This window comes from Trichormus sp. NMC-1 (genome assembly GCF_001858025.1).
GTDB lineage: Bacteria > Cyanobacteriota > Cyanobacteriia > Cyanobacteriales > Nostocaceae > Anabaena.
Genome location: NZ_LZQD01000005.1, coordinates 170,283 through 195,170, shown reverse-complemented (window position 1 = coordinate 195,170; position 24,888 = coordinate 170,283). Strand labels below are relative to the sequence as shown.

The following is a 24,888-nucleotide window of genomic DNA, read 5'->3' as shown; positions in this document are numbered from 1 at the left end:
GGGTTTTATGGCCACCCAAGAGCCATTAAACTTCCTCCTCATCCCAAGGTGCTGGTTTACGTACTTGCTCCCACACAGGACTGTATAAAGCTTCATACAATTCTCGCGCCATTTCTACCATGCCTACATATCCTGCATAGGGATGATGACGTTCTTGGTTAATATCTAAAAATGGAATTCTTGCCTTTAATGCCGTGTACTGATTTCGACCACCAGCTATTAACATATCAGCTTTAGTATCTCTTACCAACTGCAATAATTCTTGGGCGTTGCCTTTCTCCAACATAATCCCATCATTGCCCAATAAATTCTTGATTTTGGCTTTATCTTCTTCTGTACTTTTTCTCGTACTAGTAGCAACAACTTCAATTCCTAAATCTTTCGCAGCCGAAATAATTGACCAACTTTTCACACCGCCAGTATATAAAACCACCCGCTTACCTTTAAGCCGTTCTCTATAGGGAGCAAGTGCAATATCCAAAGCCGCAGTTTCCTCAGCAATTAACTTTTCTGTCCGTGCTTGTAAATCAGCATCACCTAATTTAGCAGCAATAGTTCGCAAACAACGGTTAATATCATCAATACCATAAAAAGACTCTTCAATGTAAGGAATATTGTAACGTTCCTCCATTTTTCGAGCCATATTTAACAACGCCCGTGAGCAAATCATTACATTTAATTTGGCACGGTGAGCATAACAAATTTCTTCATAGCGAGCATCACCAGTAATTTTAGATAAGACGCGAATACCTAACTTTTCAAATAAAGGTAAAACGCCCCACATTTCCCCAGCAATGTTGTACTCACCAATCAAATTAATATCATAAGGTGTAGTATATTCTGGTTCAGCAGTCCCAACTACATAATCAAGTAAAGCTTCACCACCGAAACGATTACCCAGATTTTTACTACCAATAAAACCCGGAGCAATTACCGGAATTACAGGAAGACCAATTTTTTCAGAAGCAACTTTACAAACTGCATCAATATCATCACCAATCAAAGCAGTTACACAAGTAGCATAAACAAAAATTGCTGTTGGGTTATAGCGTTCTTGTAATTCTAAAATAGCTTTATAGAGCTTTTTCTCACCACCGAAAATGACATCATTTTCACCAATATCAGTAGTAAAACCAGTCTTATAAAGCATCGGTCCAGAAGACAAACTACCCCGACTACCCCAAGAATTACCAGCACAAGCAATTGGACCATGTACCAAATGTGCAGCATCCGTAATTGGGACAAGAGCAATCATTGCTCCATCAAAAGCACAACCACCTTGAGCCGCACCTGGTTGAGCTTGTTGAGTACAAGACTTATTTTTCTTTTCTCCTTGTTTCTGTTGATTATGTTCGCATCCTGACTCACTAAGTAACTCGTTAATTTTGCTTTGGGTAATTTTCATCTCTCGTCTCGCGTTGGATGGAAGTTGTTAATTGAAATGTAAGCAAACCTGAATAGACTTCCCGCAAAATTCCTCTTTACACAATATTTACACAGATAAAGTTTCAGAAAAGATATCTATTTAGCTGTCGCCGAATTTTCATAACATTAACCCCTGCAAAAATATAAACTAAACTTAAATTTTCCAATCAAGTGCAAATCACAACTTTCTAACTATGCTGTAGCAGGAAACTCTTAACTCTTAACAGGCTGGAAAGTCTTGATCTCGATACCTTACCTAGCAACAGCTAGATTACTGAATGTGAGTATAAAAAAGAAATCTTTCTCTTGCGTCTGGGTGTGATATTTTTACCACATTCATAACAGAATGTTCCATGTATTTAGACCACACTCTTGAGTTCTCTTTGCGCCTCTGCGCCTCCGCGTGAGAAAAAAATGTAGTTAATTTACCTGAAAATCGCTGTAAGTGGGCGAAACAAAATTAAGATATGGACTGTAATAGATAACTCAGGTAAATGCAATAAAAAAAGAAAAGGGAAAAAGAAAAATTAGCATTCATTCAACTGGCAAAACTCATAACTTTGAATTTTGAATTTTGAATTGATTCCGCCTTTTCCTTACCCTTGATTAGACCATAACAAGGGCGGGAAAACCCCGCCCCCACCGGTATTCTTAACGAATTAAGTCGTAGGAAATATCGGTCTTAGAAGGAATATTGGTGTGTTGGTCGATATCTTCAAAGATTGTGTTAACAATCCAGTTGAGGAGGTTGATAATACCTTTATAACCAACAGTAGCGTAACGGTGGTAGTGGTGACGATCCATGATAGGATAGCCAATTCTTACCAGAGGAACCTTACAATCACGCCACAGGTACTTACCGTAGGAGTTACCAATTAACAAGTCTACGGGTTCTGTGAACAACAGTGATCTCATGTGCCACAAGTCCTTACCACCCCAGATTTTAGCGGACTTACCGAAGACGCTAGAATCTAACAATGCTTGCAGTTCTTTCTCGAATACTTCGTTGGTGTTGTGAACCAAGATATGTACAGGTTCAGCACCCATTTCCAACATGAAACCAACTACGCTGTAAACTAAGTCAGGATCACCGTAGATAGCGAAGCGCTTACCATGCAACCATGAGTGGGAATCGGTCATTGCGTCTACTGCACGACCACGTTCAATTTCCAACTCTTCAGGAATAGCCTTACCGGTCAATTCGCTGAGTTTCATCAAGAACTCATCAGTTCCCTTGATACCCCAAGGACGAGAAACACAAACGTCTTGCTTCCAATCCTTAGCGATGTACTCACGGGTTTTGGTGGTGGAGTAAGCTTGTAAAGCAACAGTAGCCTTAGCGTTGATGGCATCTGCTGCATCTTCCAACTTAGTACCACCTGGGTACATATCAAATTCACCAGTGTTAGGTGAATCAACATAATCACTGCTGTCAGATAAAACAGTGTAGTCAATACCCATCAAGTTAGCCATCCGCTTGATTTCGCGGTTGTTTTCTACGTAGGTATCAAAACCAGGAATGAAGTTGATTTTACCATTGCTCTTGGCTTTCTTCTTACCTGCGGTCAAGGTAGAAAGAATTCCCTTCATCATGTTGTCGTAACCAGTGATGTGGGAACCAACGAAGCTAGGTGTGTGAGCAAAAGGTACTGGGAAATCTTGAGGAACTGAACCAGCTTCTTTTGCATTACCAATGAATGACTGTAAGTCATCACCGATAACTTCTGCCATACAGGTAGTGCAGACAGCAATCATTTTTGGCTTGTAAAGCTTGTAGGAGTTAGCCAAGCCATCAATCATGTTTTGCAGACCACCGAACACAGCAGCGTCTTCAGTCATGGAAGAAGAAACGCCGGAGAATGGTTCTTTGTAGTGACGGGTTAAGTGGGTACGGAAGTAAGCCACACAACCTTGAGAACCTTGAACGAAGGGAAGAGTACCTTCAAAACCTACAGCAGCAAACATTGCTCCTAGAGGTTGACAACCCTTAGCTGGGTTAACGGTTAAAGCTGTACGAGCAAAGTTCTTTTCACGATACTCCCAGCCTTTTGTCCATTCTGCAACCCGTTCTACTTCTGAGGGTTCGTGACCGTTCTCAAACTGTCTCTTGTTTTCAAACAGTTGTTTGTATTCTGGTTGGTGGAATAGCTCAACGTGATCCTTAATATTTTCTGGATTCTGAGGCATTTTGTGTATCTCCAAGATTGCTGTGTTTGTTAGAGGGTGGGGAAACCGGGTAGGGAAACCCCACCCCTACGAGAAATGAGCATTCGTAGCGGGTGTGGAGGGGGTGCGTCCTTTGGGAGAAGCGGGGAATGTGGCTCAAAATTCAGAATGCAAAATCCAAAATCCGAAACTTTGAATTTTTAATTTTGAATCTTGAATTCCTAACTCCCCCCTGGGGTAAACACCCCAGGCTATCCCTTTACGGGAAGGGTTGCCCCTACTCTTTGGTGTTTCTAGACGGAAGCTTTAGCCTTAGCTTTAGCTTTCTTGTTCCAGGGAGCGCCGATTAATCCCCAGGTTGGGCTGTTTAGCGCCAAATCCATGTCACGAGCGAAGATTGCGAATCCGTCGTAACCGTGGTAAGGACCGGAGTATTTATTTGAACGGTTTAATAGCTTTTAGTCCCGCTATGTTTGCAGTGAGCAATGTCAGCAATAAACTATGTTTGCAGTTAACTCATTTATTTTTAGTCTAAATATAGGCTAATACCAACCTCTCGTTCCCAGGTTCAGACAGGAAAGGACTCAGTTAGCGTTTAACAAAGTTGAGGTAGAACCTCGTTATCTGCATTCCCAGCCTGAGTCTGGGAACGAGAAAAAAAATTAAGAATAAGTCTCACGCAAAGACGCAAAGGCGCAAAGGAAGAATTATGAAAGAACAGCTATTATGGGAATTGGAGCAGGTAAATCTGCGGTTGAAGTCTGCGAAGGCTAGGGTAACAATTCGAGAATCAAATGGATGTCTGCAATTACGGGCAACTTTACCTATTAAGCCGGGAGATGAGGATATCAGGGGAACTGGGAAAAAGCAATACAATCTTAGTTTGAATATTCCGGCAAATTTACTAGGGTTGAAAACGGCTGAGGAGGAAGCTTATGAGTTAGGTAAGTTAATTGCTAGAAAAAGTTTTGTTTGGAATGATAAATATTTGGGAAATGAGGCAATTAAAAAGGAGTTAATAACTATTGGTGAGTTATTAGAAAAGTTTGAGGATGAATATTTTAAAACCCATAAACGCACGACTAAAAGTGAACATACTTTTTTCTATTATTTTTCTCGCATTAAGCGTTATACAAATGCTGATGATTTGGCAATTGGGAAAGTTTTAATTAATGCGATTGATCAAATAGATAAGGAATGGGCTAAATATAATGCGGTGAGGGCTATTTCTATTTTTTGTCAACTTTTTAAAATTGAGATTAATTTAACTAGTTATTCTAAAGTTCCTGAAAGTAATTCTCGGAATGTTCCTACTGATAAGGAAATAGTTACGGGATTTTATAAGTTTGATGACTATCTCAATAACAGAGGTAAACAAGTTAATCAAGATGTGAAAGATAGCTGGCAACTTTGGCGCTGGACTTATGGAATGTTGGCGGTTTTTGGTTTACGTCCCAGGGAACTTTTTGTTAATCCTCATATTGATTGGTGGTTAAGTGATGAAAATATAGATTTAACTTGGAAAGTTGATAAAGATTGTAAAACTGGTGAAAGGGAAGCTTTACCTTTATATAAGGAATGGATTGATGAATTTGATTTAAGGAATCCTAAATATTTGGAAATGTTGGCTATAGCAATTAGTAAAAAGGATAAAAATAATCATGCAGAAATCACGGCTTTAATTCAAAGGGTAAGTTGGTGGTTTAGAAAAGTTGGTTTAGATTTTAAACCCTATGATTTACGTCATGGTTGGGCAATTCGAGCGCATATTTTGGGAGTTCCTATTAAGGCTGCGGCGGATAATTTGGGTCATAGTGTGCAGATTCATACGAAAACTTATCAACGTTGGTTTTCTTTGGATATGCGGAAGTTGGCAATTAATCAGGCTTTGAGTAAACGGAATGAGGTGGAGTTAATTAAGGATGAAAATACAGGGTTGAAAATGGAGAATGAAAAATTGAAGATTGAGGTTGAGAAGTTGAGGATGGAAATGGTTTATAAACGGAGTTAAGTTTAATAGCAATCAATAATAATGACGGGTAAAGATGGAGTAACTTAGATTTTAGTGGGGAGATTTTCATCAAATAAAAACCCATTCATGCAATTTTTCTCACTTCGTAATGACTCCCCATCAATTTTGCTGCGAATTGGATACAAGCATAAATATCTTCTCTTTCTAAAGATGGGTATTCTTCTAGCACTTCCTCGATAGAATCACCTGCACCTAAAAATTCTATAATTGTTTGTACAGAAATTCGAGTGTTAGTAATAATCGGTCTGCCGTTGCAAATATCTGGATGAATAGTTATTCGCTTTTCCATAACGGTTTTTCCTTTTTATAAACCTAGTGTTAAGTAGCTAAGAATAATATTATTTTACATGAGTGTTAATAAATTGTCATCATTTTTGAATAAAAGTTAAAATTGTGGATTTTGAGGTAATTAAGGATGAGAATTTGGTTTTGAAGATGGAGAATAAAAGGTTGAAGATTGAGATGGAGAAGTTGAGAATGGAAGTGGTTTATAAACGGAGTTAAGTTTGGTTAATTAAGAATATCATTTTTTTGAAGTGTGGTATACTTTAAAAGTTACAGTTAAGCAAGGAGTAGAAATTATGCAAATAATGATTGAAATTCCTGATAATCTTGCCAATCAATTACAACTACAACCGAGTCAAATTTCCCAAAAGGTGTTGGAGCTTATTGTAGCTGATAATTATCGTCAAGGTCTGATTGGAGCGGGAGAAGTTCACAAAATGTTAAATTTTTCTTCTCGATGGGAAACATATCAATTTCTTAAAGATCAAAAGGCTTACTTACCTTATACAGAGGAAGACTTAGAAGAAGATGTCCAAGCAATTCGTAATCTGTTAGGTACTAAATGATTATTGTTTCCGATACTTCTCCTATCAACTACCTCATTTTGATTGGTCAAATTGATCTTTTACCTCAACTGTTTGAGCAAATTATCATTCCTCAAGCAGTTTATAATGAGTTGTCTGATTCACTTGCTCCACTACCTGTCCAAACCTGGACTGTTGATACTCCTAGTTGGCTAAAAATTCAACCCGTTAGCCAACCTACCGATGAGATTTCAAATTTACTTGATCCTGGAGAATCTGAAGCTATTATTTTAGCTCAAGAATTGAATGCCGATTTACTTATATTAGACGATATGAAAGCAAGACGTATTGCTAAAGAAAGAGGTTTAGTGATCACAGGTATTCTGGGAATTTTGGATCAAGCAACAAGTATGAAGCTGATTAATTTGCCTAATGCTGTTCAAAGTCTTAATAACACATCTTTTTGGGCATCTGATAGTTTATTTCAAAAGTTGTTAGATAAGCATTGTTAAAATATATAACGTGTTAAAAATGTTCAAAATAGAAATTAAAAGTGATAACTCTGGTAATTACTTTGGAGAAGTTAGCGACCCGGAACTAGAGATATTTTATTCCACACAGAAGTATACTACACAAGAGCAAGCTACAGAAGATGCACATAAATGGATGGATTGGTTTAAAAAGTGTCCATCTGGAACTGTTGAAAGTATATACTACATTCTTGCTGTACCAGAAACTTGGGCTGGTCCACCTACAGGGACTCATCCATACTCTGGACTTCAAGTTAAAATTGGAAGAACTAAAAATGTTCTTCGTCGATTACAGAATCTACGAACTGGAACTTCTGGACAGCTTATAATTCATGCGCTTGAACCTGGGGGGTTTGAAATAGAGCGAATACGTCATAAAATGTTTGAATCTGACAGGCGGCAAGGTGAGTGGTTCGCTTGCTCTCCCGCACTAACTCAACATATCTTTGCAATATGGAGTCATTACAAAGTTCTTCCTCGAGAACATCAATATCTTGTCTTGCAATTACAACAAAGGATTGATATTCTACGTCGAGTACGGGCTGTTTTTGGTGGACCACCAGATATGATCAATCCTTCACTTAATGAGCCGTGGTTTGGAAAGATTTTTATTGATCTAGTTAATCCAAGTTGGATTCAAGATGAAAAATAGCTTTAGTAGTAGCACTTTCCTAAATCAGTAACCCAAAAAACTGCTTGAATAAAATAAGCTAACCGTTATACTTAAGGATATGCTAAAAAAAGTAATACTCCATCATTTCAAAAGCCATAAATCTACAGAACTCAATTTTGATAATTCCCGATTACATGGAATTGTAGGAAAAAACAGTGCTGGTAAAACAAGCGTATTACAAGCATTGCATAATCTCAGTAGGCTTGCTGCTCGGTCTATATCTCATCTATCATTTAGAGAAATATTTCAGTATGATCAATCACCTCAATTCATTACAACAATTGGGGAAACAGATATGTCTGTTACTGTAAGTGGTTTTTGGAAAGAGACAAATCAAGAGATTTGGGAAGTTTCTTATTCATATCATTTGAAACAGAAAGAAATGAATCCTTGGACTCCAGACACAAAATGGAAAATTAATGAAAATGAAGGTAGTTGGGATAAACGAAAGACAAAAATATTAACGAAATCCCCAGAAGATACAACAAGGACAAAAAGATTAACAAAATACCCAGATGCAATTTGTAAATCTTTAAAACCTACTGTTTACTTAAAATTAGATGCAAGTAAACTTGCTAAAGCAGCTTACAGTGATGAAGTTACACCAAGAATTGAGTCTGATGGTTCAGGGTTAGCACCCACTTTAGATTTTGTGCGTAATGAAGCTCCAGATAAGTTTCAACTCATAGAAGAAGTGTTGTGTAAAATCGTGCCAAATGTACGTAAAATTGGCATCAAGCGAGCAAAAGTTCCAGTCATTCGCGAGCGTTTCATCGAAGTTGATGGTAAACCTATTCACTATGAAGATACTCAAGAAATGACAGGGCAAGAAGTTATATTAGACATGAATACAGGTGAACGTATTCCAGCCCATGCAATTAGCGAAGGAACAATGTTAACCTTAGGATTATTAACTGTATTAATGAATCCTAATCAACCTAATTTAGTTTTATTAGATGATGTGGAACAGGGACTTCATCCTCAAGCACAACGTGAGTTAATGACTGTTTTTAAAGAAATCATTGCCGAAAATCCCAACTTGCAAATTATTTTCTCTACTCATTCCCCTTATATTATTGATGCACTTGCTCATTCTCAAGTCCACATATTAAATAACAGTAAATCAGGTTTCACAATTGCTAAACGTTTGGATGAACATCCTGATGTAGAATGGGCAAAAGAAACCTTAACAACTGGTGAATTTTGGGATGCTGAAGGTGAAGATTGGGTGGTAGAAGGAGAAGTCAGTGATTGAGTTTATTGTCATAGTTGAAAGTGGTGCAGATGCCAGAACAGCGACTAAATTAGCCGAGCGAGTTTTAAAGGAAAAATTAGATTGGTTAGATGATGATATTCTGCAACATTGTTTTCAGTGGACTGGTTTAGAGGAAGGGACAGAATTTTCTTGTTGGAGTGATATTAAAAAAATATTAATATCATCAGGTTTAAAATTCCCAAAATATCGAGGTCATCATAGTAAGGGTGTACCCTTAAAAGCTGATGGAGCAGCATCTATCAAGATTCTTAATTTGGTAAGGTTTCTACAAAAAACACGACAGATTAAAGCCGTTATATTTATCCGTGATTTAGATAATCAACCAGAACGTAAAGAAGGAATTGAACAAGCACGTTCAGAACATATTAATAAAACGCCGAAATTAGAAATTGTCATTGGTGCGGCTGATCCAAAACGTGAAGCATGGGTTTTAAATGGGTTTATACCGTCTAATCAACAAGAGAAACAAATTCTCGAAGAAATCAAAAATAACTTGAGTTTTGATCCTTGTATAGAGTCGCACAGATTACGTGCTACTTCTGAGAAAGAACCTGAACGAATAAGAAATGTAAAAGTAGTTGTTGAACAACTAACAGGAAAAGATATGGAACGGGAAAAGCAGTGTTGGGAAGAGACAAATTTAAAACATCTACGAGAAAGAGGAGTTGATACGGGTTTGACAGATTATATTCAAGAAGTTGAGAAACGATTAGCTGCAATTATTTTATCTGAATGAGGAATATTATAGAGTTGAGAGCGATCGCACCCATAGATCCCAACAAGCGATACCTTCTCTATGAGATGTGACAACTAACCGTCAGTTATCTCTTATGAATGATAAGTAAATGTTATAGCATTTTATAAAAATCAGTAGCATTTTAATAGCTTTTATTGAAACAATAAACATCTAGAGGCATCTATAAATATAGTAGAGACAAAATTATCAACTGTCCCTACGATAATTTTCACCAGATATCTAATCTGGTTGACTGTGTTCATTAAGTTTGGTTAATGATAGGTTTCTCTATAAGTATGCAAATTAATCTTTCTGTCACCGCTGCTACTATTGCCTTGTTAGCTGCCGCTCCGTCAATGGCCAAAGCTCAAGTTAATAACATCATTATTGGTCAAACCTCATCAACTCCCAAGACTTCAGTAGTCAATATGACCATCACTGAGTCTGAAGTCCTGGCAGCCCAAAAAGCCTGGGGCGACGCATTAGTTGCAATTTCCACCACCCACGATGAGAAGGGAAAAGCCGCAGCTAAGGCATTGGCTGAGAAAGTTATCGATCAAGCCTATGGTTATCAGTTCGGAGCAGTGCTGTTCAAGCCGACTCTCACAAAGAGACCACAGACTTTCCGCACGACACGCGAAGGTGCATTGGCCTATTTCGTAGGTGGAGATCCGTCTTTCCCTAATGATACCGGCTTTGCTCTCAAAGGATGGCGAAAGGCGGAAATTCGCAACGCTGGAGTCTTCATTGTTGGTAATGTGGCTACAACAATGGGTAATGTCTTAATTACTGACAACAATGGTAAAGTAACGACTGTGGACAAGACCTGGAAGTTCGTCAAGGACAAGAATGGTAAATTGCGTATTGTTGTACACCATTCCTCCCTGCCCCACAAAAATTAAAATCACCTGTTTCATCAGAAAAATAACAGGTTGGTGAAAAATTCAGCACCTTTTCACCTGCGTAAGTAATGGTGTTTCTTATATACCGACTTATCGCAACTTAGTAGCGATCGCCTATGACTCGTAAATTGGCGTAAATGTTATATTATAGGCGATCGCATTTTCACCAAAATCATGGCAGAAATATCCTTTACTGACAAAAACAAAATCGCTGAAATCATTAACACATCCAACCGATTAAAATATATTATACTCTTTACCTATAAAATTTCTCTAGAAGATATCATTTCTGTGCGGGTAGATGGTGATAACTTTGAAGTTGACGTGAATACGGAAACAGAGATGTTTCGCTTTAAAACTAAAGGCTTAGACAGTGTAATCATGAAAGATGTCGAAACAGGAATTTTACAATTAACCTTTGATCCAGCTTTAGCCCAAGGGATTTATAATATTGTTGATGAGTATTTGTAAGCAATTCTTGACCGTACATTTTTATTCACCGTATGTCGAATGAAGTGCATAGGCAAATTTAATTGCAGACATCATCAATATGGATATTTTTGGAAGTTGCTATAATCAAAACAAACTTAAAAATCCTGATATGATAGCCATTCCCCAACAACCACAAAAAATGACCATTGAGGAATATCTCGCATGGGAACTTAACCAAGATATTCGCTATGAATACATCAACGGCGAAGTTTTTGCCATGACTGGTGGTACAATTCCCCACAATGATATTGCGCTCAATCTTTACAGACCTCTATACTCTCATCTACGTCCTAGAGGTTGTCGAGTCAATGTATCAGATGTGAAAGTACAAGTTACCCCTAAAAGCCCATACTTCTATCCTGATCTTATCGTCAGTTGTCACCCTGATGACCTCAACGCCCGCAAATTTATTCAAAATCCCAAATTAATTGTTGAGGTTCTTTCTCCTGGTACAAGCGGTAAAGATAGAGGTGAAAAATTCAGATATTATTTAACAATGCCCAGTTTACAAGAATACATCTTGATTGATTCTGAAAAAATATCTGTTGAACGTTATTGTCGGGGAGAAGGAAGAATGTGGCTTTATTATCCTTACACAACTGGAGATATTATAACTTTATCAAGTATCGAATTTGAATTTCCGATTAAAATGCTTTATGATGGTGTTGGGTTAGAAACTGAATCACAAAACTAAAATTAACATACTTTAGCAAATAAATATTACTGTCAAATAAAATTTAGTGACTTATTACGATTATGGCAAAACGTAAAAAAAGTAATTTTCAGTGGATTAAAGAAACACTTGAATTAAAACCCGATCATCATTGGGAATCTCCCCCAGAATATAATATTTTTGTCGCAGGTAGAGGGGCTGTGCGTTTCAATGTTCCTCGCGGTTGGATATCTGAACCACAGGAAAAATCATTTAAGTTCATAGATAAAAAACCACCTGATGATGATTGTTGTTTAGAAGTATCTTATAATCATTTACCGCCTAATGACTGGACTCTGTTTCCCCTCAAATCAACTTTGAAGAAAATCATGGAAAATGATAGCCGTGATGTCATTGAAAGAGGAGAAGTGATAACAGTCAAGCGACAAACGGCTAGAATTATGTGGTGTGAAATTAAATTTATGGATACTCAAGCCTAACCAAGGGAAGCTTTTTCTCGGACTTGTGTTGGTTTAGGTTCTAATATTCAATGTTTGATTACTTTTGATTATTGGGCAGATCAGGCAGAACAATTATATACTCACCAATATAAAACGATTTATTTTTTGCCTTCATCTTCATTTACTGGCTATTTCAGAGCCGCTGAAATCTATATTTTGTTAGATCGCTCTCTATTTAGTCTAAGAACCAACCAGATGAAAAAGTTTTTATATGTAACATTTTTGATTTAATCACCATTTAAGCTAAATCTCAAAACCAGACAAAATCAGAACTTAATTATTTGCCGTTACCAACAAACAATGTTATTATAGAACATAATCAATTTCATTTAGGCTAAAAATTAAATTCTCTTAATTCCACCATCAAAAAACCTAAATTTAACACACCTTTCAACCCCCATCATCAAGTTCGGAGTAATCCCAAGAGTGCATTTGACGGAAAGGAAGACCCATCTTTTGGAATACATACTTCTCTTTCACACCAGAAGCAACTAAGTCTGGCTTCAATGCTTTGATGAATTCTTCAAATTCGTAAGCGGTAACGTCGTCATAAACGATGGTTCCGTTTTCGATGTAGTTGGTAGTACGTTTATAGTCGTCATTATGAGCGAACTCATAACCTGTACCAATCATCTTCATTCCCAAATCTTGGAAAGCGGGAACAACGTGACGAGGACGTAGACCACCAACCATCATTGCAACTGTCTTACCTTCCAAACGGGGGCGATATTTACCAACAATCGCATCCATTGTGGGTTGGTACTTAGCAATTACTTTCTCAGCATTTGCTTGGATCTTCGCGTCAAATTTTGAAGCGATTTCACGTAAAGATGCAGCAATCTTGGTAGGTCCAAAGAAGTTATATTCTAACCAGGGAATATAAATTTATATTCTGAAAAACCTCGATATATAAGATTTTGTATTCTGGTTTTTATAAATAAGCTTATTTGTGGATTAAAAAATATTTTTTCTGCATTTAAACACCCATTATAACCTGAAATTGATTCACAAAGTTTGCTTAACAGTGGCTTAAAATTCCTAAATCGATAAAATTGTTTATCTCAAACAGTTTTTAATCTTTGTAGATGAATACTATTTATATCCTGTTCGTTTAATTACTTATTAAAAAAACTCTCCGCGTCAGTCATAACTATACAGCGGATTCCTTTGTTATAAGGTACATCATAGCCCCCTCATCGCTTGCTCTTAGGGGGTTGGGGGTGGGGTTCTTGTACCTCATGACACAGGGAAGTGCTATAAGTCTTTAACCGAACACGATATTACTCCCATCTAGAGACGTTTCATGAAACGTCTCTACTATTAGTCTATTTCAATACCTCAGCAATTTGATATTTTGCTAATATTTGTCTTAATTGTTTTATCTCAGCCTTTAATTGTGCATTTTCTTCTTTCAAAGCATCAATGTCATCCTTTTTATCTACAGCTTGCTTAATTACCTGTTTCCGATTTTCTAAACTAAACCACTTTTGATAAATTTCTGTATGAATTTCTACAGAATGTCCTAAATTATCAGCAGCAGCCTTAATTGGTATGCCCATAATATGCGCTCTAATTGCCCACGCATGACGCAAATCATAGGGACTAAAGGGAATATTAACACGCCTAAACCAGGAAGAACAATTAACTCGAATAGTGTTAATTTCTGTATAACTACTTTTTCCAGAAACTTGACTATTTAAAAGTTCTAAACATTCTAAATTTTTCAAATCAAATAATTCAACCCATTCGGGATGTAGCGGTAAAGCCTCCCGATAACCAGTTTTAGTATCAGGGTGTACCTTCCAAGTGTTATCTTTATTTTCAGGATTAAACCACCAACTAATCTCAGGATTGACAAATAACTCTCTGGGACGTAAACCATAAGTAGCTAACATTCCATAAACCCATTGCCACATTTTCCAACTTTTTAAACAGTCTCTTTTAATTGTACCTTTTCTAGTAAGTGCATAATTGGCAAAAGATTGATAATATCTGACTATATCCTCATCGCTAGGAATATCTCTAGGCTGACTTTTTGGTTGTTTATTTTTGATTCCTTCTAGAGTAAAGCTAGTTAGATTGAGTGTTGATTTTAATACCTTTAAGCTTTTGATCGCACTGTACTTTGCATACTCATTATTTAACTCTACTAATTTTTGATCTATTGCTGATTGTGTTAAAACTGTGTCTATTCCTACTAACCTTTTCAGATAACCAGTGTAATAAGAGAAAGTGTGTTTACTTTTTTCTGTTAACTTGTGAGTTTTAAAATACTCAATTTCAAATTCTGCTAATATCTCCCCAACAGTTTTTACCTTATCTTCAAGTTGATCAACAGGTTGTCCTAAGTATTTATCATTCCATGCAAACTGCTGACGAGCAATTAATTTACCTAACTCATAAGCTTCTTCTTCTGCTGTTTTTAAACCATCTAAATTAGCAGGAATATTTAAAGAAATTTTGTATTGTTTTCTACCAGTTTTTCTAACATCCATTTCTCCAAGTTTGACGGGTAGAGAAGCTTGTAATTGAATAGTTCCCCCACTTACCACTAGTCCAACTTTTATCCTAGCTGCTTTTAATCGAGATTTGACATCTATCAAAGCTTGTTGAAATTTTTCTTCCAGATGTTGCCGAGTAGCTTTCATTTGTGTCTGCGTTCCTAAATAGCTGCCATCGGTAGATGCTGGTGGTGTGAAATCTCCAAAAATTTCCTGTAACTCTTTTTCTAGCATTGTCTTAAATTTGGATTAAAATTTAGTCCATTAAGAACAATGATCAAATTAAACAAAGTTATATATAGACTAAATTATGGTAGATTTAAGACACATTATCATAGTTTAAACAGGGAATACCATAAGCTTCTTCCATGTGACGGCTGATGTAGTTCATCGAGCGGTAACAGTGGATGAGGTTCATCTTCACGTTGGGGGTCATCAACATTTCGTTGATTGTACCGTCACCAGACCACTGAGCAACAACGCGCAAACCGATTTCTTCTAACAGAATGCGGCTGGCCCAAGCATCACCACCGATGTTGTAGTCACCAATGATGGCTACATCATAAGGAGTGCCTTCAAACTTCAATGTACCGTCTTTCTTAGCTTGATCTGCTCTGGGGAATACCCAGTCACGAATCATGTCGTTAGCGATGTGGTGTCCCAAGGACTGAGACACACCACGGAAACCTTCGCAACGAACAGGAATAACTGGCTTACCGATGGTTTTGGATGTCTTCTTAGCTACTGCTTCGATGTCATCTCCAATTAGACCGATGGGACATTCAGATTGAATAGAAACACCACGGTTTAAGGGGAATAATACGTCTAATTCTTCAATTAACTTGATGAGTTTCTTGTCTCCACCGAACACGATATCGCGTTCTTGGAAGTCAGAGGTGAAGTGCATGGTACCAAAGGTATCAATACCTGTTGTACCAATGTAGTAGTTACGACGACCAGACCAAGACCAGTAACCGCAACCTACGGGACCGTGGCTGATGTGGATCATGTCCTTAATAGGACCCCAAACCACACCCTTGGAACCTGCGTAAGCACAACCACGAGCGGTCATTACACCAGGAAGGGATTTGATGTTAGATTTAACACCACAATCAGCCTTACCTTCTTCGTATACGTTTAAGTGCTTTTCGCGCTTTTTAGCAGCTTTTTCGGGGTAAGCTTTGAGAACTTCTTTAACTAGTTCTTTTCTTTGTTCAACAATCTTCTTGTCATCTGGAGGAGTCATATTCTGTCTCTCTTGCTCCTAAGGAACGGGGGATAGGGTTGGGGACTTAATGTCCCCGGTGGGGATGGAGGGAAAGGAAGGTAAAAAGGAAATTATGTAGTGTTTTCCTTTTTCCTGTTCCTAAATAATCAATTACTACTTAGTAGCACCTGCGGGCTTACCAATGATTTCAGCGTGCTTGGTGTCATCATCAAGAATACCGAATTCAATCAACAATGCTTCCAACTCATCCATTTCAATTGGTGTGGGGATGGTGAGGTTCTTGTTGTTGATGATCTTCTTAGCTAATGCGCGGTATTCATTACCCTGATCGCTATCAGGTGCGTACTCGTTAACAGTCATCCGACGCAATTCTGCGTGTTGAACGATGTTGTCGCGGGGTACGAAGTGAATCATTTGAGTGTTCAAACGTTCAGCCAAGGTTTCGATCAATTCGATTTCACGGTCAACCTTACGGCTGTTACAGATCAAACCACCTAAACGTACACCACCGGAGTGAGCATATTTTAAAACACCACGAGCGATGTTGTTTGCAGCGTACATCGCCATCATTTCACCTGATGTAACGATGTAGATTTCTTGTGCTTTACCTTCACGGGAAAGAGCAATAATATAATTTTCTAAGCCGGAAAATGTTTATTTTCTACAATGTTTGCCGCAATCATTGTTTTGAGTAAACAGTTTTTTTATGAGGGTAAATCTAGGGTATAAACAGAACACAGGAAGCATTTGCCGATTTTCACCAAACAGTTATCACCGATGGGGGATATTTAGGCAGAATGCAAGCAGTAGAAAATCAAGAAAATCACTTAACGGCAAAATTAACAACAGAATTAAAGGCAATTAATGCTAGACTAAGAGCCGCTAGGGTGAGTGTTTCTGTCAGAAAATCTGGGAATTCATTACAGTTGAGAACTACCCTCCCTATTAAACCAGGTGATATTGATAAAAACGGTATTGGCACAAAGCAATATGATATTTCTTTGGGGATACCATTTAGTTTTGATGGTTTAAATACTGCGGAAGAAGAAGCTAATGAACTTGGAAAATTGATTGCTAGGAAACAGTTTCAATGGACTGATAAATATTTAGGTAAAACTAGATTTAAAGCTAAGTCTATCACAATTGGAGAGTTGATTTCTGAGTTTGAGGAAAACTATTTCCAAACTAGAAAACGCACTCTCAAAAGTAACAATACTTTTAATAGTTATTTCTATATTGCTAAAACACATTTGCCAAAAGATAAAATCGCTATAGATACCAATTTTATTGATGCTGTTAAATTTTGCTCATCATCGGATAGTGTAAAAAATGAATTAATAAAGGTGATTAGGGTTTTGTGTAAATGTTCTGGTGTAGAAGTTCCAGAATTGAGTAATTTAAAAATAAAGGCGATTTCTCAACGTAAACGTGATATACCCACTGATGCAGAGATAGAACAAGAATATCTGAAGTTTGAAAATTATGCTATTAATCGTTCTAGTAAGTTGACAACTAGGGAAGATAGAAATAATTGGAAACTTTGGCGTTGGGTATATGGGATGTTAGCAACTTATGGATTAAGACCAATTGAAATTTTTGTTAATCCTAATTTAAATTGGTGGTTATCTTCAGAAAATGTGATGAATACCTGGCGAGTAAATGAGGAATGTAAAACCGGAGAAAGGGAAGCTTTACCATTATATCCGCGTTGGGTGGAAACTTTTAATTTAAAAACAGATATAGAAGCAATTGAGTTATTAAAGGCAAAAATCAAAGATAAAGTTACGAGTAGAGAAATTAATTCTGCACGACATGGCACAGATCGATGGTTTAGATTTGTGGGGATTCCTTTTCAACCCTATGATTTACGGCATGGTTGGGCAATTAGAGCGCATTTAATGGGAATTCCCATTAAAGCTGCTGCTGATAATTTGGGTCATTCTGTGAATATGCACACATCTATTTATCAAAAGTGGTTTAGTTTGGAAAATCGCAAGGTGGCAATTGAGGAAGCGATTAAGAAAAAATCCAAAGTTGAAGATTTACAAGATATGGTGATTAAGCTGGAACAGGAAAATGAGAGGTTGAGAATTGAGAATGAAAGATTGAGGTTACGAATAGGAAATCAAGAGTTGATGCGAATCATTAATTAAATAATGCCTAGTACGGTGAGGTTTTAGCCCCATTTTTGGGGCGTGTAAGCTACTGGCAGTGATAAATTTTGTACTCATAACCATAGACTCCTGGTAAAGCTTGGGTATCAGCAATACATTTTTTCACTTCTTCGGCTACAGGTGCATGAAAATTAACTAGCCATAAATCAAAAGGTCGTGGTAAATATTTTAAGGTGTTTTCTAGAGCTTTTGTAGAAGTATTGGGATCTTTTTCTTGATGGGCTAAAAGAAATTGAGAAGTGACTTGTGAACCAGAAAATTTTAATTCCCAGGATATCCCCATCATTTCCCCAATTTGTACTAAGCTTTTGTGGGTTGTGGCAATGAGAACTGGAAACTGAGAATTTTGTTCAATCAATGGCACTAATAAATCAGGACGGTAGTATTTACGATAACCGAGATTAGAAGTAACACTAATGGCGCTGATTAATCCCATTAACAAAATGAGGGTAACGGCTTTTTTTCCAGTGATTCCCCATTTACCGATTTCTTGATTTTGATAACAAACTGCTAGACTAGCCCCTAATAAAATGATGACAGCGGGAAAATAAACAAAGTGATAACGAGCGCCTCGTGTGAGGTCTATACCCAGAAAATAGGTAAATATAAAGAATAAAGCGATCGCTCCCAATACTACCCCAGCTAACACCTGAGTCATTAAACTGTTTTCTGGTTGCTGTAGCTGCAATTTGAAGCCACGAACTAAAATCGGTGTTGCCCAAATAAAGAATATCAACATTAACAAACCAGAGAAAATCACAATTGTTAGTTGTGGTGCTTCTACTGGCAGCAAACATATCATTGTAATCCATGTTCCTAAAGCCTGAAAAATGGGGTTTACCCAATCTAGTCCGACGCGCGAACCTTGAATCCAATTAGTTAAAGTACTACGATAGGGATTATTTAAAAAGCTGGGCAACCAAACTAAACCTGCTACACCAGTACCAACTGCAACTGCATAAATACGCCACCAAAGAGGTGAATAGAAAAGAGGGAGGTGGGGAGAATTTATCTTCACATTTAACCGTGTTTGCTGATACCAAGGTAGCAGGATTAAAACCAAAGCCTCAGCGCAAAGTGTGAGGGTGAATAAGTAATGAGTAGCAATTCCTAAAGCGTTAATTCCTAACCAGGAAAGTGCTACAGAGATAGGTAATTGTGTATGGTTTTGTAGGTGACGTGTGGCAATTATTAAACAAGCTAAGGAAGCCATTACCCACAAAATTGCCAACGAATAATGACGAGCTTCTTGTGCTATAAAAATACCGTAGGGTGAAACTGCCATCATCGCAGCAGCTAGATGTCCCACTAATCGAGAACGAAAGGCCAATCTACCTAATATATAAGCAAGGGGAATTGAGGCTGCACCGAGTAAAGCTGGAAGTGAACGCGCTGCAAATAAAGATACCAAGCCTTCTGGATGGGGAAATAGCTTCATCCACAGATGAACTAAAACAAAATAAAGTGGGGGATGGGTATCTTGTGTGACTATTGTATGAATTACATCTCCAATACTAACTGCTGGATTTGGTTGAAGTGGTTGTAATAAAATATCAGGTGTAATTGCTTGATCAAGGGGTACTGGTAAAAAACTATTCCCCAAACTAAACACTAAAGTAGCAAACTCATCAGTCCAAGGAGGCTTTTCAGTCAAATTAGCTAAACGCAAGCTAAGACCAATAATAAACCAAATCAGTAATAGCAGCGGATGAAACCAGCCAGCAGAGACGGTAGAGCGCCAATTAAACAATTGCATCTGTTCTCAATCATGATTGTCACCTGCTAACCATAGCTCAACGGCAGGGTTACAGAATCTCTACCAAATTGGGTAAAATCATCATAGACATCTTCGGAAATAGTAGCTGTTCTTTTATAATCCTTTTTAATCAATGGCGATATTTTAACTTTACCTGAACTTTTTCCAGGTTGGGAATTAGCTATTTCTGAATTATGGCCTCCTATTTTTACTGAAGAAGAAACTCAAGGTTAGTTTGTTTGATTGGATTAGTTTTTTTGTGGAGTTCTTTCATGAGAAACAGGGAATTTTGCCTGAAGATATGTGCGGAGATTTTCTCCGCACCAATTTTTCTGTTTATTCGTGAATTGTAACTTTGATCATTTTAACTGGAGTTTTGGGGCGATCGCCTTGTCCCGTTGGAGTCGTTTCAATGGCTTTCAATACATCCATGCCTTCAGTAACTCGACCGAAAACAGGATGCTTGGATGGACCGGGTGTAAACCAATCTAAATAGGAGTTGTGGACAGTGTTGATGAAAAACTGGCAACTCCCACTATTAGGGGCCCCCGTATTAGCCATAGATAGAGTTCCTGGTTCGTTGGAAATTTTTCCATCTGCGGGATGCTCATCTTGAATGCACCCATCAGGAGCATTACCTGTCCCTGCACGAGGAGAGCTAGGATCTTTACTGTGAGGACAACCAAACTGCACCATGAAGTTTTTAATCACACGGTGGAAATGCAGACCATCATAAAAGCCACTTTTAGCCAATTTGATGAAATTTCCCGCAGTTATGGGCATAACATCGGTGAATAGCTCAAGAGTAATAGTACCAAGGGACGTTTCCAGAGTTGCGGTGGGATTTGCCATGAATATTGAATTACTAATCTGTGCAATGGGTTATTTTGTCGCTTCCAGTTTACCCAAAATCTTGAACATAATGTTGACTAAAATCCACAACTTTTCAAACTCACAATTTCCACTTGTGATAAATAAACTCAAGATTAGGTTGTTTTCTCGGCATTTTAATCTGGGAAAGCTAAACCGGTACTCGGATCTCTGATATATAATCCTAATGTCAAACTCCGCATCACTTCATCCCACACAGGTATTAATTGCTCTGCTTGATCTGCCCAATAATCAAAGGTAATCAAACATTGAATATTAGAACCTAAACCCACGCAAGTCCGAGAAAAAGCTTCCCTTGGTTCTGCTTGAGTATCAATAAATTTAATTTCACACCACATAATTCTGGCAGTTTGTCGCTTGACGGTAATCACTTCTCCTCTTTCAATCACGTCCCGGCTATCATTTTCCATGATTTTTTTTAAAGTAGATTTGAGAGGAAATAGAGTCCAATCATTAGCTGGTAAATGATTGTAAGATACCTCTAAACAACAATCATCATCAGGTGGGTTTTTATCCATGAACTTAAATGATTTTTCCTGTGGTTTAGATACCCAACCGCGAGGAACATTAAACCGCACAGCACCTCTACCTGCTACGAAAATATTATATTCTGGGGGAGATTCCCAATGATGATCTGGTTTTAATTCCAGGGTTTCTTTAATCCACTGAAAATTACTTTTTTTACGTTTTGCCATAATCGTAATGGGGTAAGAAATTTTATTTTACAGTAATATTTATTTGCTAGGACTTACGCAAGATGTGACTGAAAACCTGATTCTTGCTTAGGGGTAATTCATGAATTATTCCCTACTTTCATTCTCTTGTGCGTAAGTCCTGTTTGCTAGAGTATGTTAATTGTAGTGTTTTTCTTCAGTTTCCACTACAACACCATCATAAAGCATTTCAATTGGAAATTCAAATTCGATACTTGATGAAGTGATGATATCTCCAGTAGTGTAAGGATAATAAAGCCACATTCGTCCTTCTCCCCGACAATAACTTTCAACGGATATTTTTTCAGAATCAATCGAGATGTATTCTTGTAAACTGGGTATTGTTAGATAATATCTGAATTTTTCACCTCTATCTTTACTGCTTGTATCAGGAGAAATAACTTCCACAATTAATTTAGGATAAGATCAGGATCGAAATATACACTGTTAGGACTAATTTGCACTTTTACATCTTTTTTGGCTTCTTGCGCTTCTTTGTCCATCATTTGGATATAAGATTTGTGATTCACACTACCAGGATAGCGTAGCTCACCGCAGGTATCGCACCTCCACAACCTACAACACCAGAAGAATAAAGATTAAATGAACCGCGAAGACGCAAAGGACGCGAAGAAAGAAAGAAGAAGATTAGTATTCTTTTACTGGGAAGGGAGTATCAATGACATAGCCAAAATGCGATCGCTCTCAAACCTACAATATCGGAAATGTGTCGGTATAGCTATTGCTTTCTCTACGAAAAATAAAATATCAGTCTCGCTATTCTGGATTATCTGAACCAAACTTTTCTAATACCTTTACTGCTGTAAGCCAATAATTTATTGCAATATATATATCTGGTTCATCTTTACCATACATCTCACCTGCTAGAATAATTGCCTCACGAGTTATCTGGAGGATTAACCAGACGTGCAATTCATATAGTTCACGTAGCACCTGTTCATTAAAAATGGGAATAGCTGAAACTCCATGTACTTTTCCCTCATGTAATTGGTTAAGAAGGTTTTTCAGCAGATGTAGATTTGAAGGATGAGCAACATTGTTCAAGTCACCATAAACTTTTTGACTTCCTTTGGGTGCGTGCCTGACATTAGGTGTAGTACCTGGTTTTGCAACACCTGCTTTAATCTCATTAATCCGCGTTAGTATTTCATAATCTTGTTTTAGTACCGCAGATGCTTTCACATATTGTCCTTCAGAAATTAGCCGCTCAACCCAGTTAACTCCCTGAATAAAAACTGATATTAGTGTTAATATTTCGTCAATATTTGGGTTTGTCTTACCAGGTATATTAGCTCTGAATGATTGGAGATAGCTTATTACTGCTACCAACATCAACCGAGCATCTAACCACTCTTGCTTGTATGAATTTTTAGCTTGTTCACGTATATTCATACCAGCTTGTTCTATAGCAGCTTCAAGCTCAATACCAATTTTCAGAAACTGTCCTGTTGATTGAATAATTTTTTCTTTATTTTCATTATCGAACATAGAGTTATGTTAAGTATTTGGATATTGTAAATAAGCCATTTTCTCTGTAAAACCATTCTATAATATAACATTCTTAGATATATCTTTTAATTATTAGAGAATCAATTTGTTATACATTTATCAAAAATTATGTATCCCTCTTGACACCAGGTAAAAAATAGGGTAAAAAAACAATAAACCTACAACAAAAACCCCATTTCCCCAAAATTTCCCAGGGCAAAAATAGGGCATAAAAAAATCAAAATTCCCAACCAATAGTATTAACAAAAACCCTAGACAAAATAGCTTAATCTTCACGGATAGGCATAGCAAAACCACCACATACAACGTCACCTAATACGTCGTAAGATACGAAATCTAAATCTTGGTAAGCACCGTTTTCTTCTAGGAAGTTAATAGCGGTGATAATACCACGACCAGCACAACCTACACCGGGTTCTGGACCACCAGATTCTACGCACTTAACACCACGGAAACCGGTCAACATTACTTCGTGGAGTTCTAAATCTTCAACTGCACCTCTTTCAGCAGCCAAAGAAAGAACGGTGGTTTGAGCCTTGGAGTGCAGCATCAAACGGGTAGAGTCAGCTTTAGGGTCGCAACCTACGATCATGATGCGTTGACCCATTTCAGCCATAGCTGCAAGGGTGTTTTGAGAGGTGGTAGATTTACCGATACCGCCCTTGCCGTAGAATGCTATTTGTCTAATATTTGCGTCAGTACTCATTGTTCGTTTTTTCCTAGAATTGGTTGGTTGGTTGGTGTTTTGTCTTTCGTCTTTTGGTTCTCACGCCTATTTATCTACGGCAGTGAGCGTGTGTAGAACGTCGCTATGGTGGCGAACGCTCTACCAAACATAGAATCAGTGTTGAGTGCATTGTATTTATTAGGTTGTGAGGATTACTGGTGTGTCATTTATCAATTGTTCTTGATCATTTGCTAATGACTAATAACCACTGACTAATGACTAATTTCTAAACTGCTTCGACGATGATTTCTTTGCTGATGCGATCGCGTAATCTCGCTTCAATCGCCACCTTCAAAGTGGCTGTGCTGCTGGAACAAGAACCGCAAGCACCTTTGAGAATAACTTGTACTTTATTGCCTTCTATATCGTAGAGTTCTACATCTCCCCCGTCGGCAATTAATACGGGTCGGACTTCTTCATCTAATACTTTTTGAATCAGGGCAATTCTTTGAACATTAGTTAATGGTCTTTGTTGCCCCCCATTAAACATTGAATTAGCAATTTCTGTAGTAGCTTTCACGCCGTTGGTGTTGAGATTTGGTTTGGCGGTTTCCTGCTTTACTTCTCTTATTATATCATCAATTTTCGTTAAACAGGAACCGCATCCGCCACCAGCTTTTACATAATTTGTTACTTGCTCTGCACTGAGGAGATTATTTTGTGTAACTGCCTTTCTAATCTTAGTATCAGTGATACCAAAACAGCTACAAATTAGTACGCCTTCGTCATCATCATCATGGGCAGCTAAAGGAATGCCTCGATAATTATAGATAGCCGCTTCTAGAGCTTCTTGACCCATAACTGAGCAGTGCATTTTCGCTTCTGGCAAACCGCCCAGGTAATCGGCAATATCTTTATTAGACACCTTTAGGGCTTCATCTAATGTCAAGCCTTTTACCATTTCGGTTAAAGCACTAGAAGAAGCGATCGCACTGGTGCAACCAAAAGTTTGAAAACGAGCATCGAGAATTTTATCAGATGCAACTTCAACTTTTAAGTGCAATCTGAGAGCATCACCACAAGCAATACTGCCTATCTCTCCAGTTGCAACCTTAACTCCAGCTTCGCCTGTTTCTTCAATTGCACCCTGATTTTTGGGATCGTAAAACAATTCTAATACTTTATCGGTGTAGTCCCACATGGCTAATTTTGGA

General features: G+C 37.7%; 19 protein-coding genes and 6 pseudogenes. 11 read left to right on the top strand and 14 right to left on the bottom strand.

The genetic code is table 11. From position 1 onward, the window contains the following. Positions 1 to 25 precede the first annotated feature (25 nt). Entirely contained in the window at positions 26 to 1,405 is a 1,380-nt protein-coding gene (gene nifE / locus A9Y75_RS17140) for a nitrogenase iron-molybdenum cofactor biosynthesis protein NifE (protein WP_071190748.1), read from the bottom strand. A gap of 671 nt (positions 1,406 to 2,076) precedes the next feature. Further along, the gene (gene nifK / locus A9Y75_RS17135) at positions 2,077 to 3,612 is read right to left on the bottom strand and encodes a nitrogenase molybdenum-iron protein subunit beta (protein WP_071190747.1); all 1,536 of its coding nucleotides are present in this window, start codon (positions 3,610 to 3,612) and stop codon (positions 2,077 to 2,079) included. 688 nt (positions 3,613 to 4,300) lie between these two features. On the opposite strand from nifK, the gene A9Y75_RS17130 reads away from it, so the two are divergent. After that, positions 4,301 to 5,602: a site-specific integrase gene (locus A9Y75_RS17130; protein WP_071190746.1), complete on the top strand. Its 1,302-nt coding sequence runs from the start codon at positions 4,301 to 4,303 to the stop codon at positions 5,600 to 5,602. Between the two features lie 85 nt (positions 5,603 to 5,687). Here the strand turns inward: A9Y75_RS17130 and A9Y75_RS17125 are convergent, their stop codons facing one another. Further along, positions 5,688 to 5,912 (bottom strand): DUF433 domain-containing protein, encoded by a 225-nt coding sequence (locus A9Y75_RS17125; protein WP_071190745.1) that lies wholly within the window; start codon positions 5,910 to 5,912, stop codon positions 5,688 to 5,690. 292 nt (positions 5,913 to 6,204) lie between these two features. Between A9Y75_RS17125 and A9Y75_RS17120 the strand changes: the two genes are divergently transcribed. The 9 genes and pseudogenes from A9Y75_RS17120 to A9Y75_RS17080 form a co-directional block, all read left to right on the top strand. Further along, entirely contained in the window at positions 6,205 to 6,474 is a 270-nt protein-coding gene (locus tag A9Y75_RS17120) for a UPF0175 family protein (RefSeq protein ID WP_071190949.1), read from the top strand. Beyond that, positions 6,471 to 6,944 carry a DUF3368 domain-containing protein gene (locus tag A9Y75_RS17115; protein ID WP_071190744.1) on the top strand — a complete coding sequence of 158 codons (474 nt, stop codon included), beginning with the start codon at positions 6,471 to 6,473 and terminating at the stop codon, positions 6,942 to 6,944. The genes A9Y75_RS17120 and A9Y75_RS17115 overlap by 4 nt, the downstream gene beginning before the upstream one ends. 19 nt (positions 6,945 to 6,963) lie before the next feature. Then, positions 6,964 to 7,614 carry a GIY-YIG nuclease family protein gene (locus A9Y75_RS17110; protein WP_071190948.1) on the top strand — a complete coding sequence of 217 codons (651 nt, stop codon included), beginning with the start codon at positions 6,964 to 6,966 and terminating at the stop codon, positions 7,612 to 7,614. A gap of 79 nt (positions 7,615 to 7,693) precedes the next feature. After that, a complete protein-coding gene (locus A9Y75_RS17105) occupies positions 7,694 to 8,890 on the top strand; it encodes an ATP-binding protein (RefSeq protein ID WP_071190743.1) in 1,197 nt (398 codons plus the stop codon). Further along, positions 8,883 to 9,647 (top strand): hypothetical protein, encoded by a 765-nt coding sequence (locus A9Y75_RS17100; RefSeq protein WP_071190742.1) that lies wholly within the window; start codon positions 8,883 to 8,885, stop codon positions 9,645 to 9,647. The genes A9Y75_RS17105 and A9Y75_RS17100 overlap by 8 nt, the downstream gene beginning before the upstream one ends. Before the next feature lie 296 nt (positions 9,648 to 9,943). Continuing rightward, complete coding sequence (locus A9Y75_RS17095) at positions 9,944 to 10,549, top strand: hypothetical protein (protein ID WP_083389655.1); 606 nt, start codon at positions 9,944 to 9,946, stop codon at positions 10,547 to 10,549. Positions 10,550 to 10,723: 174 nt separating this feature from the next. Further along, the gene (locus tag A9Y75_RS17090) at positions 10,724 to 11,020 is read left to right on the top strand and encodes a hypothetical protein (RefSeq protein ID WP_071190741.1); all 297 of its coding nucleotides are present in this window, start codon (positions 10,724 to 10,726) and stop codon (positions 11,018 to 11,020) included. 130 nt (positions 11,021 to 11,150) lie between these two features. Further along, on the top strand, positions 11,151 to 11,735 hold the full coding sequence (locus tag A9Y75_RS17085) for a Uma2 family endonuclease (protein ID WP_071190946.1): 585 nt from the start codon (positions 11,151 to 11,153) through the stop codon (positions 11,733 to 11,735). A 62-nt stretch (positions 11,736 to 11,797) separates the two neighbouring features. Next, a pseudogene (locus tag A9Y75_RS17080) lies at positions 11,798 to 12,286 on the top strand (hypothetical protein); the annotation flags it as partial. Positions 12,287 to 12,555: 269 nt separating this feature from the next. Here the strand turns inward: A9Y75_RS17080 and A9Y75_RS17075 are convergent. The 4 genes and pseudogenes from A9Y75_RS17075 to nifH all read right to left on the bottom strand — a co-directional run. Next, a pseudogene (locus A9Y75_RS17075) lies at positions 12,556 to 13,093 on the bottom strand (nitrogenase component 1); the annotation flags it as partial. A 446-nt stretch (positions 13,094 to 13,539) separates the two neighbouring features. Further along, on the bottom strand, positions 13,540 to 14,949 hold the full coding sequence (locus A9Y75_RS17070) for an integrase (RefSeq protein ID WP_071190740.1): 1,410 nt from the start codon (positions 14,947 to 14,949) through the stop codon (positions 13,540 to 13,542). A gap of 97 nt (positions 14,950 to 15,046) precedes the next feature. Continuing rightward, a pseudogene (locus A9Y75_RS17065) lies at positions 15,047 to 15,961 on the bottom strand (nitrogenase component 1); the annotation flags it as partial. A 135-nt stretch (positions 15,962 to 16,096) separates the two neighbouring features. Then, a pseudogene (nifH, locus tag A9Y75_RS17060) lies at positions 16,097 to 16,558 on the bottom strand (nitrogenase reductase); the annotation flags it as partial. A gap of 182 nt (positions 16,559 to 16,740) precedes the next feature. On the opposite strand from nifH, the gene A9Y75_RS17055 reads away from it, so the two are divergent. Next, positions 16,741 to 18,096 carry an integrase gene (locus tag A9Y75_RS17055; protein ID WP_236721441.1) on the top strand — a complete coding sequence of 452 codons (1,356 nt, stop codon included), beginning with the start codon at positions 16,741 to 16,743 and terminating at the stop codon, positions 18,094 to 18,096. A gap of 49 nt (positions 18,097 to 18,145) precedes the next feature. On the opposite strand, the gene A9Y75_RS17050 is transcribed toward A9Y75_RS17055, so the two are convergent. From A9Y75_RS17050 to nifU, 7 genes and pseudogenes are all read right to left on the bottom strand, one after another. Then, positions 18,146 to 19,873: a phospholipid carrier-dependent glycosyltransferase gene (locus A9Y75_RS17050; protein WP_071190738.1), complete on the bottom strand. Its 1,728-nt coding sequence runs from the start codon at positions 19,871 to 19,873 to the stop codon at positions 18,146 to 18,148. Positions 19,874 to 20,209: 336 nt separating this feature from the next. Then, positions 20,210 to 20,725, bottom strand: coding sequence for a peptidylprolyl isomerase (locus tag A9Y75_RS17045; RefSeq protein WP_071190737.1), 516 nt, complete (start codon positions 20,723 to 20,725; stop codon positions 20,210 to 20,212). A 155-nt stretch (positions 20,726 to 20,880) separates the two neighbouring features. Next, positions 20,881 to 21,459, bottom strand: a complete 579-nt coding sequence (locus tag A9Y75_RS17040) for a hypothetical protein (protein WP_071190736.1) — start codon at positions 21,457 to 21,459, stop codon at positions 20,881 to 20,883. A gap of 156 nt (positions 21,460 to 21,615) precedes the next feature. After that, positions 21,616 to 21,950: pseudogene (locus A9Y75_RS17035) on the bottom strand (Uma2 family endonuclease); the annotation flags it as partial. Between the two features lie 304 nt (positions 21,951 to 22,254). Then, entirely contained in the window at positions 22,255 to 22,986 is a 732-nt protein-coding gene (locus tag A9Y75_RS17030; RefSeq protein ID WP_071190735.1) for a hypothetical protein, read from the bottom strand. Positions 22,987 to 23,278: 292 nt separating this feature from the next. Further along, positions 23,279 to 23,713: pseudogene (locus tag A9Y75_RS17025) on the bottom strand (AAA family ATPase); the annotation flags it as partial. Positions 23,714 to 23,960: 247 nt separating this feature from the next. Next, positions 23,961 to 24,875 carry a Fe-S cluster assembly protein NifU gene (nifU, locus tag A9Y75_RS17020; protein ID WP_071190734.1) on the bottom strand — a complete coding sequence of 305 codons (915 nt, stop codon included), beginning with the start codon at positions 24,873 to 24,875 and terminating at the stop codon, positions 23,961 to 23,963. Between the last annotated feature and the right edge of the window lie 13 nt (positions 24,876 to 24,888).

Excerpts from the sequence above, each read along its gene's own strand:
- nifU (WP_071190734.1), bottom strand. The coding sequence starts at position 24,875 with ATGTGGGACTACACCGATAAAGTATTAGAATTGTTTTACGATCCCAAA.
- nifE (WP_071190748.1), bottom strand. The coding sequence starts at position 1,405 with ATGAAAATTACCCAAAGCAAAATTAACGAGTTACTTAGTGAGTCAGGA.
- A9Y75_RS17055 (WP_236721441.1), top strand. The coding sequence starts at position 16,741 with ATGCAAGCAGTAGAAAATCAAGAAAATCACTTAACGGCAAAATTAACA.
- A9Y75_RS17085 (WP_071190946.1), top strand. The coding sequence starts at position 11,151 with ATGATAGCCATTCCCCAACAACCACAAAAAATGACCATTGAGGAATAT.
- A9Y75_RS17115 (WP_071190744.1), top strand. The coding sequence starts at position 6,471 with ATGATTATTGTTTCCGATACTTCTCCTATCAACTACCTCATTTTGATT.
- A9Y75_RS17125 (WP_071190745.1), bottom strand. The coding sequence starts at position 5,912 with ATGGAAAAGCGAATAACTATTCATCCAGATATTTGCAACGGCAGACCG.
- A9Y75_RS17040 (WP_071190736.1), bottom strand. The coding sequence starts at position 21,459 with ATGGCAAAACGTAAAAAAAGTAATTTTCAGTGGATTAAAGAAACCCTG.
- A9Y75_RS17130 (WP_071190746.1), top strand. The coding sequence starts at position 4,301 with ATGAAAGAACAGCTATTATGGGAATTGGAGCAGGTAAATCTGCGGTTG.
- A9Y75_RS17070 (WP_071190740.1), bottom strand. The coding sequence starts at position 14,949 with ATGCTAGAAAAAGAGTTACAGGAAATTTTTGGAGATTTCACACCACCA.
- A9Y75_RS17110 (WP_071190948.1), top strand. The coding sequence starts at position 6,964 with ATGTTCAAAATAGAAATTAAAAGTGATAACTCTGGTAATTACTTTGGA.
- A9Y75_RS17105 (WP_071190743.1), top strand. The coding sequence starts at position 7,694 with ATGCTAAAAAAAGTAATACTCCATCATTTCAAAAGCCATAAATCTACA.
- A9Y75_RS17095 (WP_083389655.1), top strand. The coding sequence starts at position 9,944 with ATGCAAATTAATCTTTCTGTCACCGCTGCTACTATTGCCTTGTTAGCT.
- A9Y75_RS17120 (WP_071190949.1), top strand. The coding sequence starts at position 6,205 with ATGCAAATAATGATTGAAATTCCTGATAATCTTGCCAATCAATTACAA.
- A9Y75_RS17030 (WP_071190735.1), bottom strand. The coding sequence starts at position 22,986 with ATGTTCGATAATGAAAATAAAGAAAAAATTATTCAATCAACAGGACAG.
- A9Y75_RS17045 (WP_071190737.1), bottom strand. The coding sequence starts at position 20,725 with ATGGCAAATCCCACCGCAACTCTGGAAACGTCCCTTGGTACTATTACT.
- A9Y75_RS17050 (WP_071190738.1), bottom strand. The coding sequence starts at position 19,873 with ATGCAATTGTTTAATTGGCGCTCTACCGTCTCTGCTGGCTGGTTTCAT.
- nifK (WP_071190747.1), bottom strand. The coding sequence starts at position 3,612 with ATGCCTCAGAATCCAGAAAATATTAAGGATCACGTTGAGCTATTCCAC.
- A9Y75_RS17090 (WP_071190741.1), top strand. The coding sequence starts at position 10,724 with ATGGCAGAAATATCCTTTACTGACAAAAACAAAATCGCTGAAATCATT.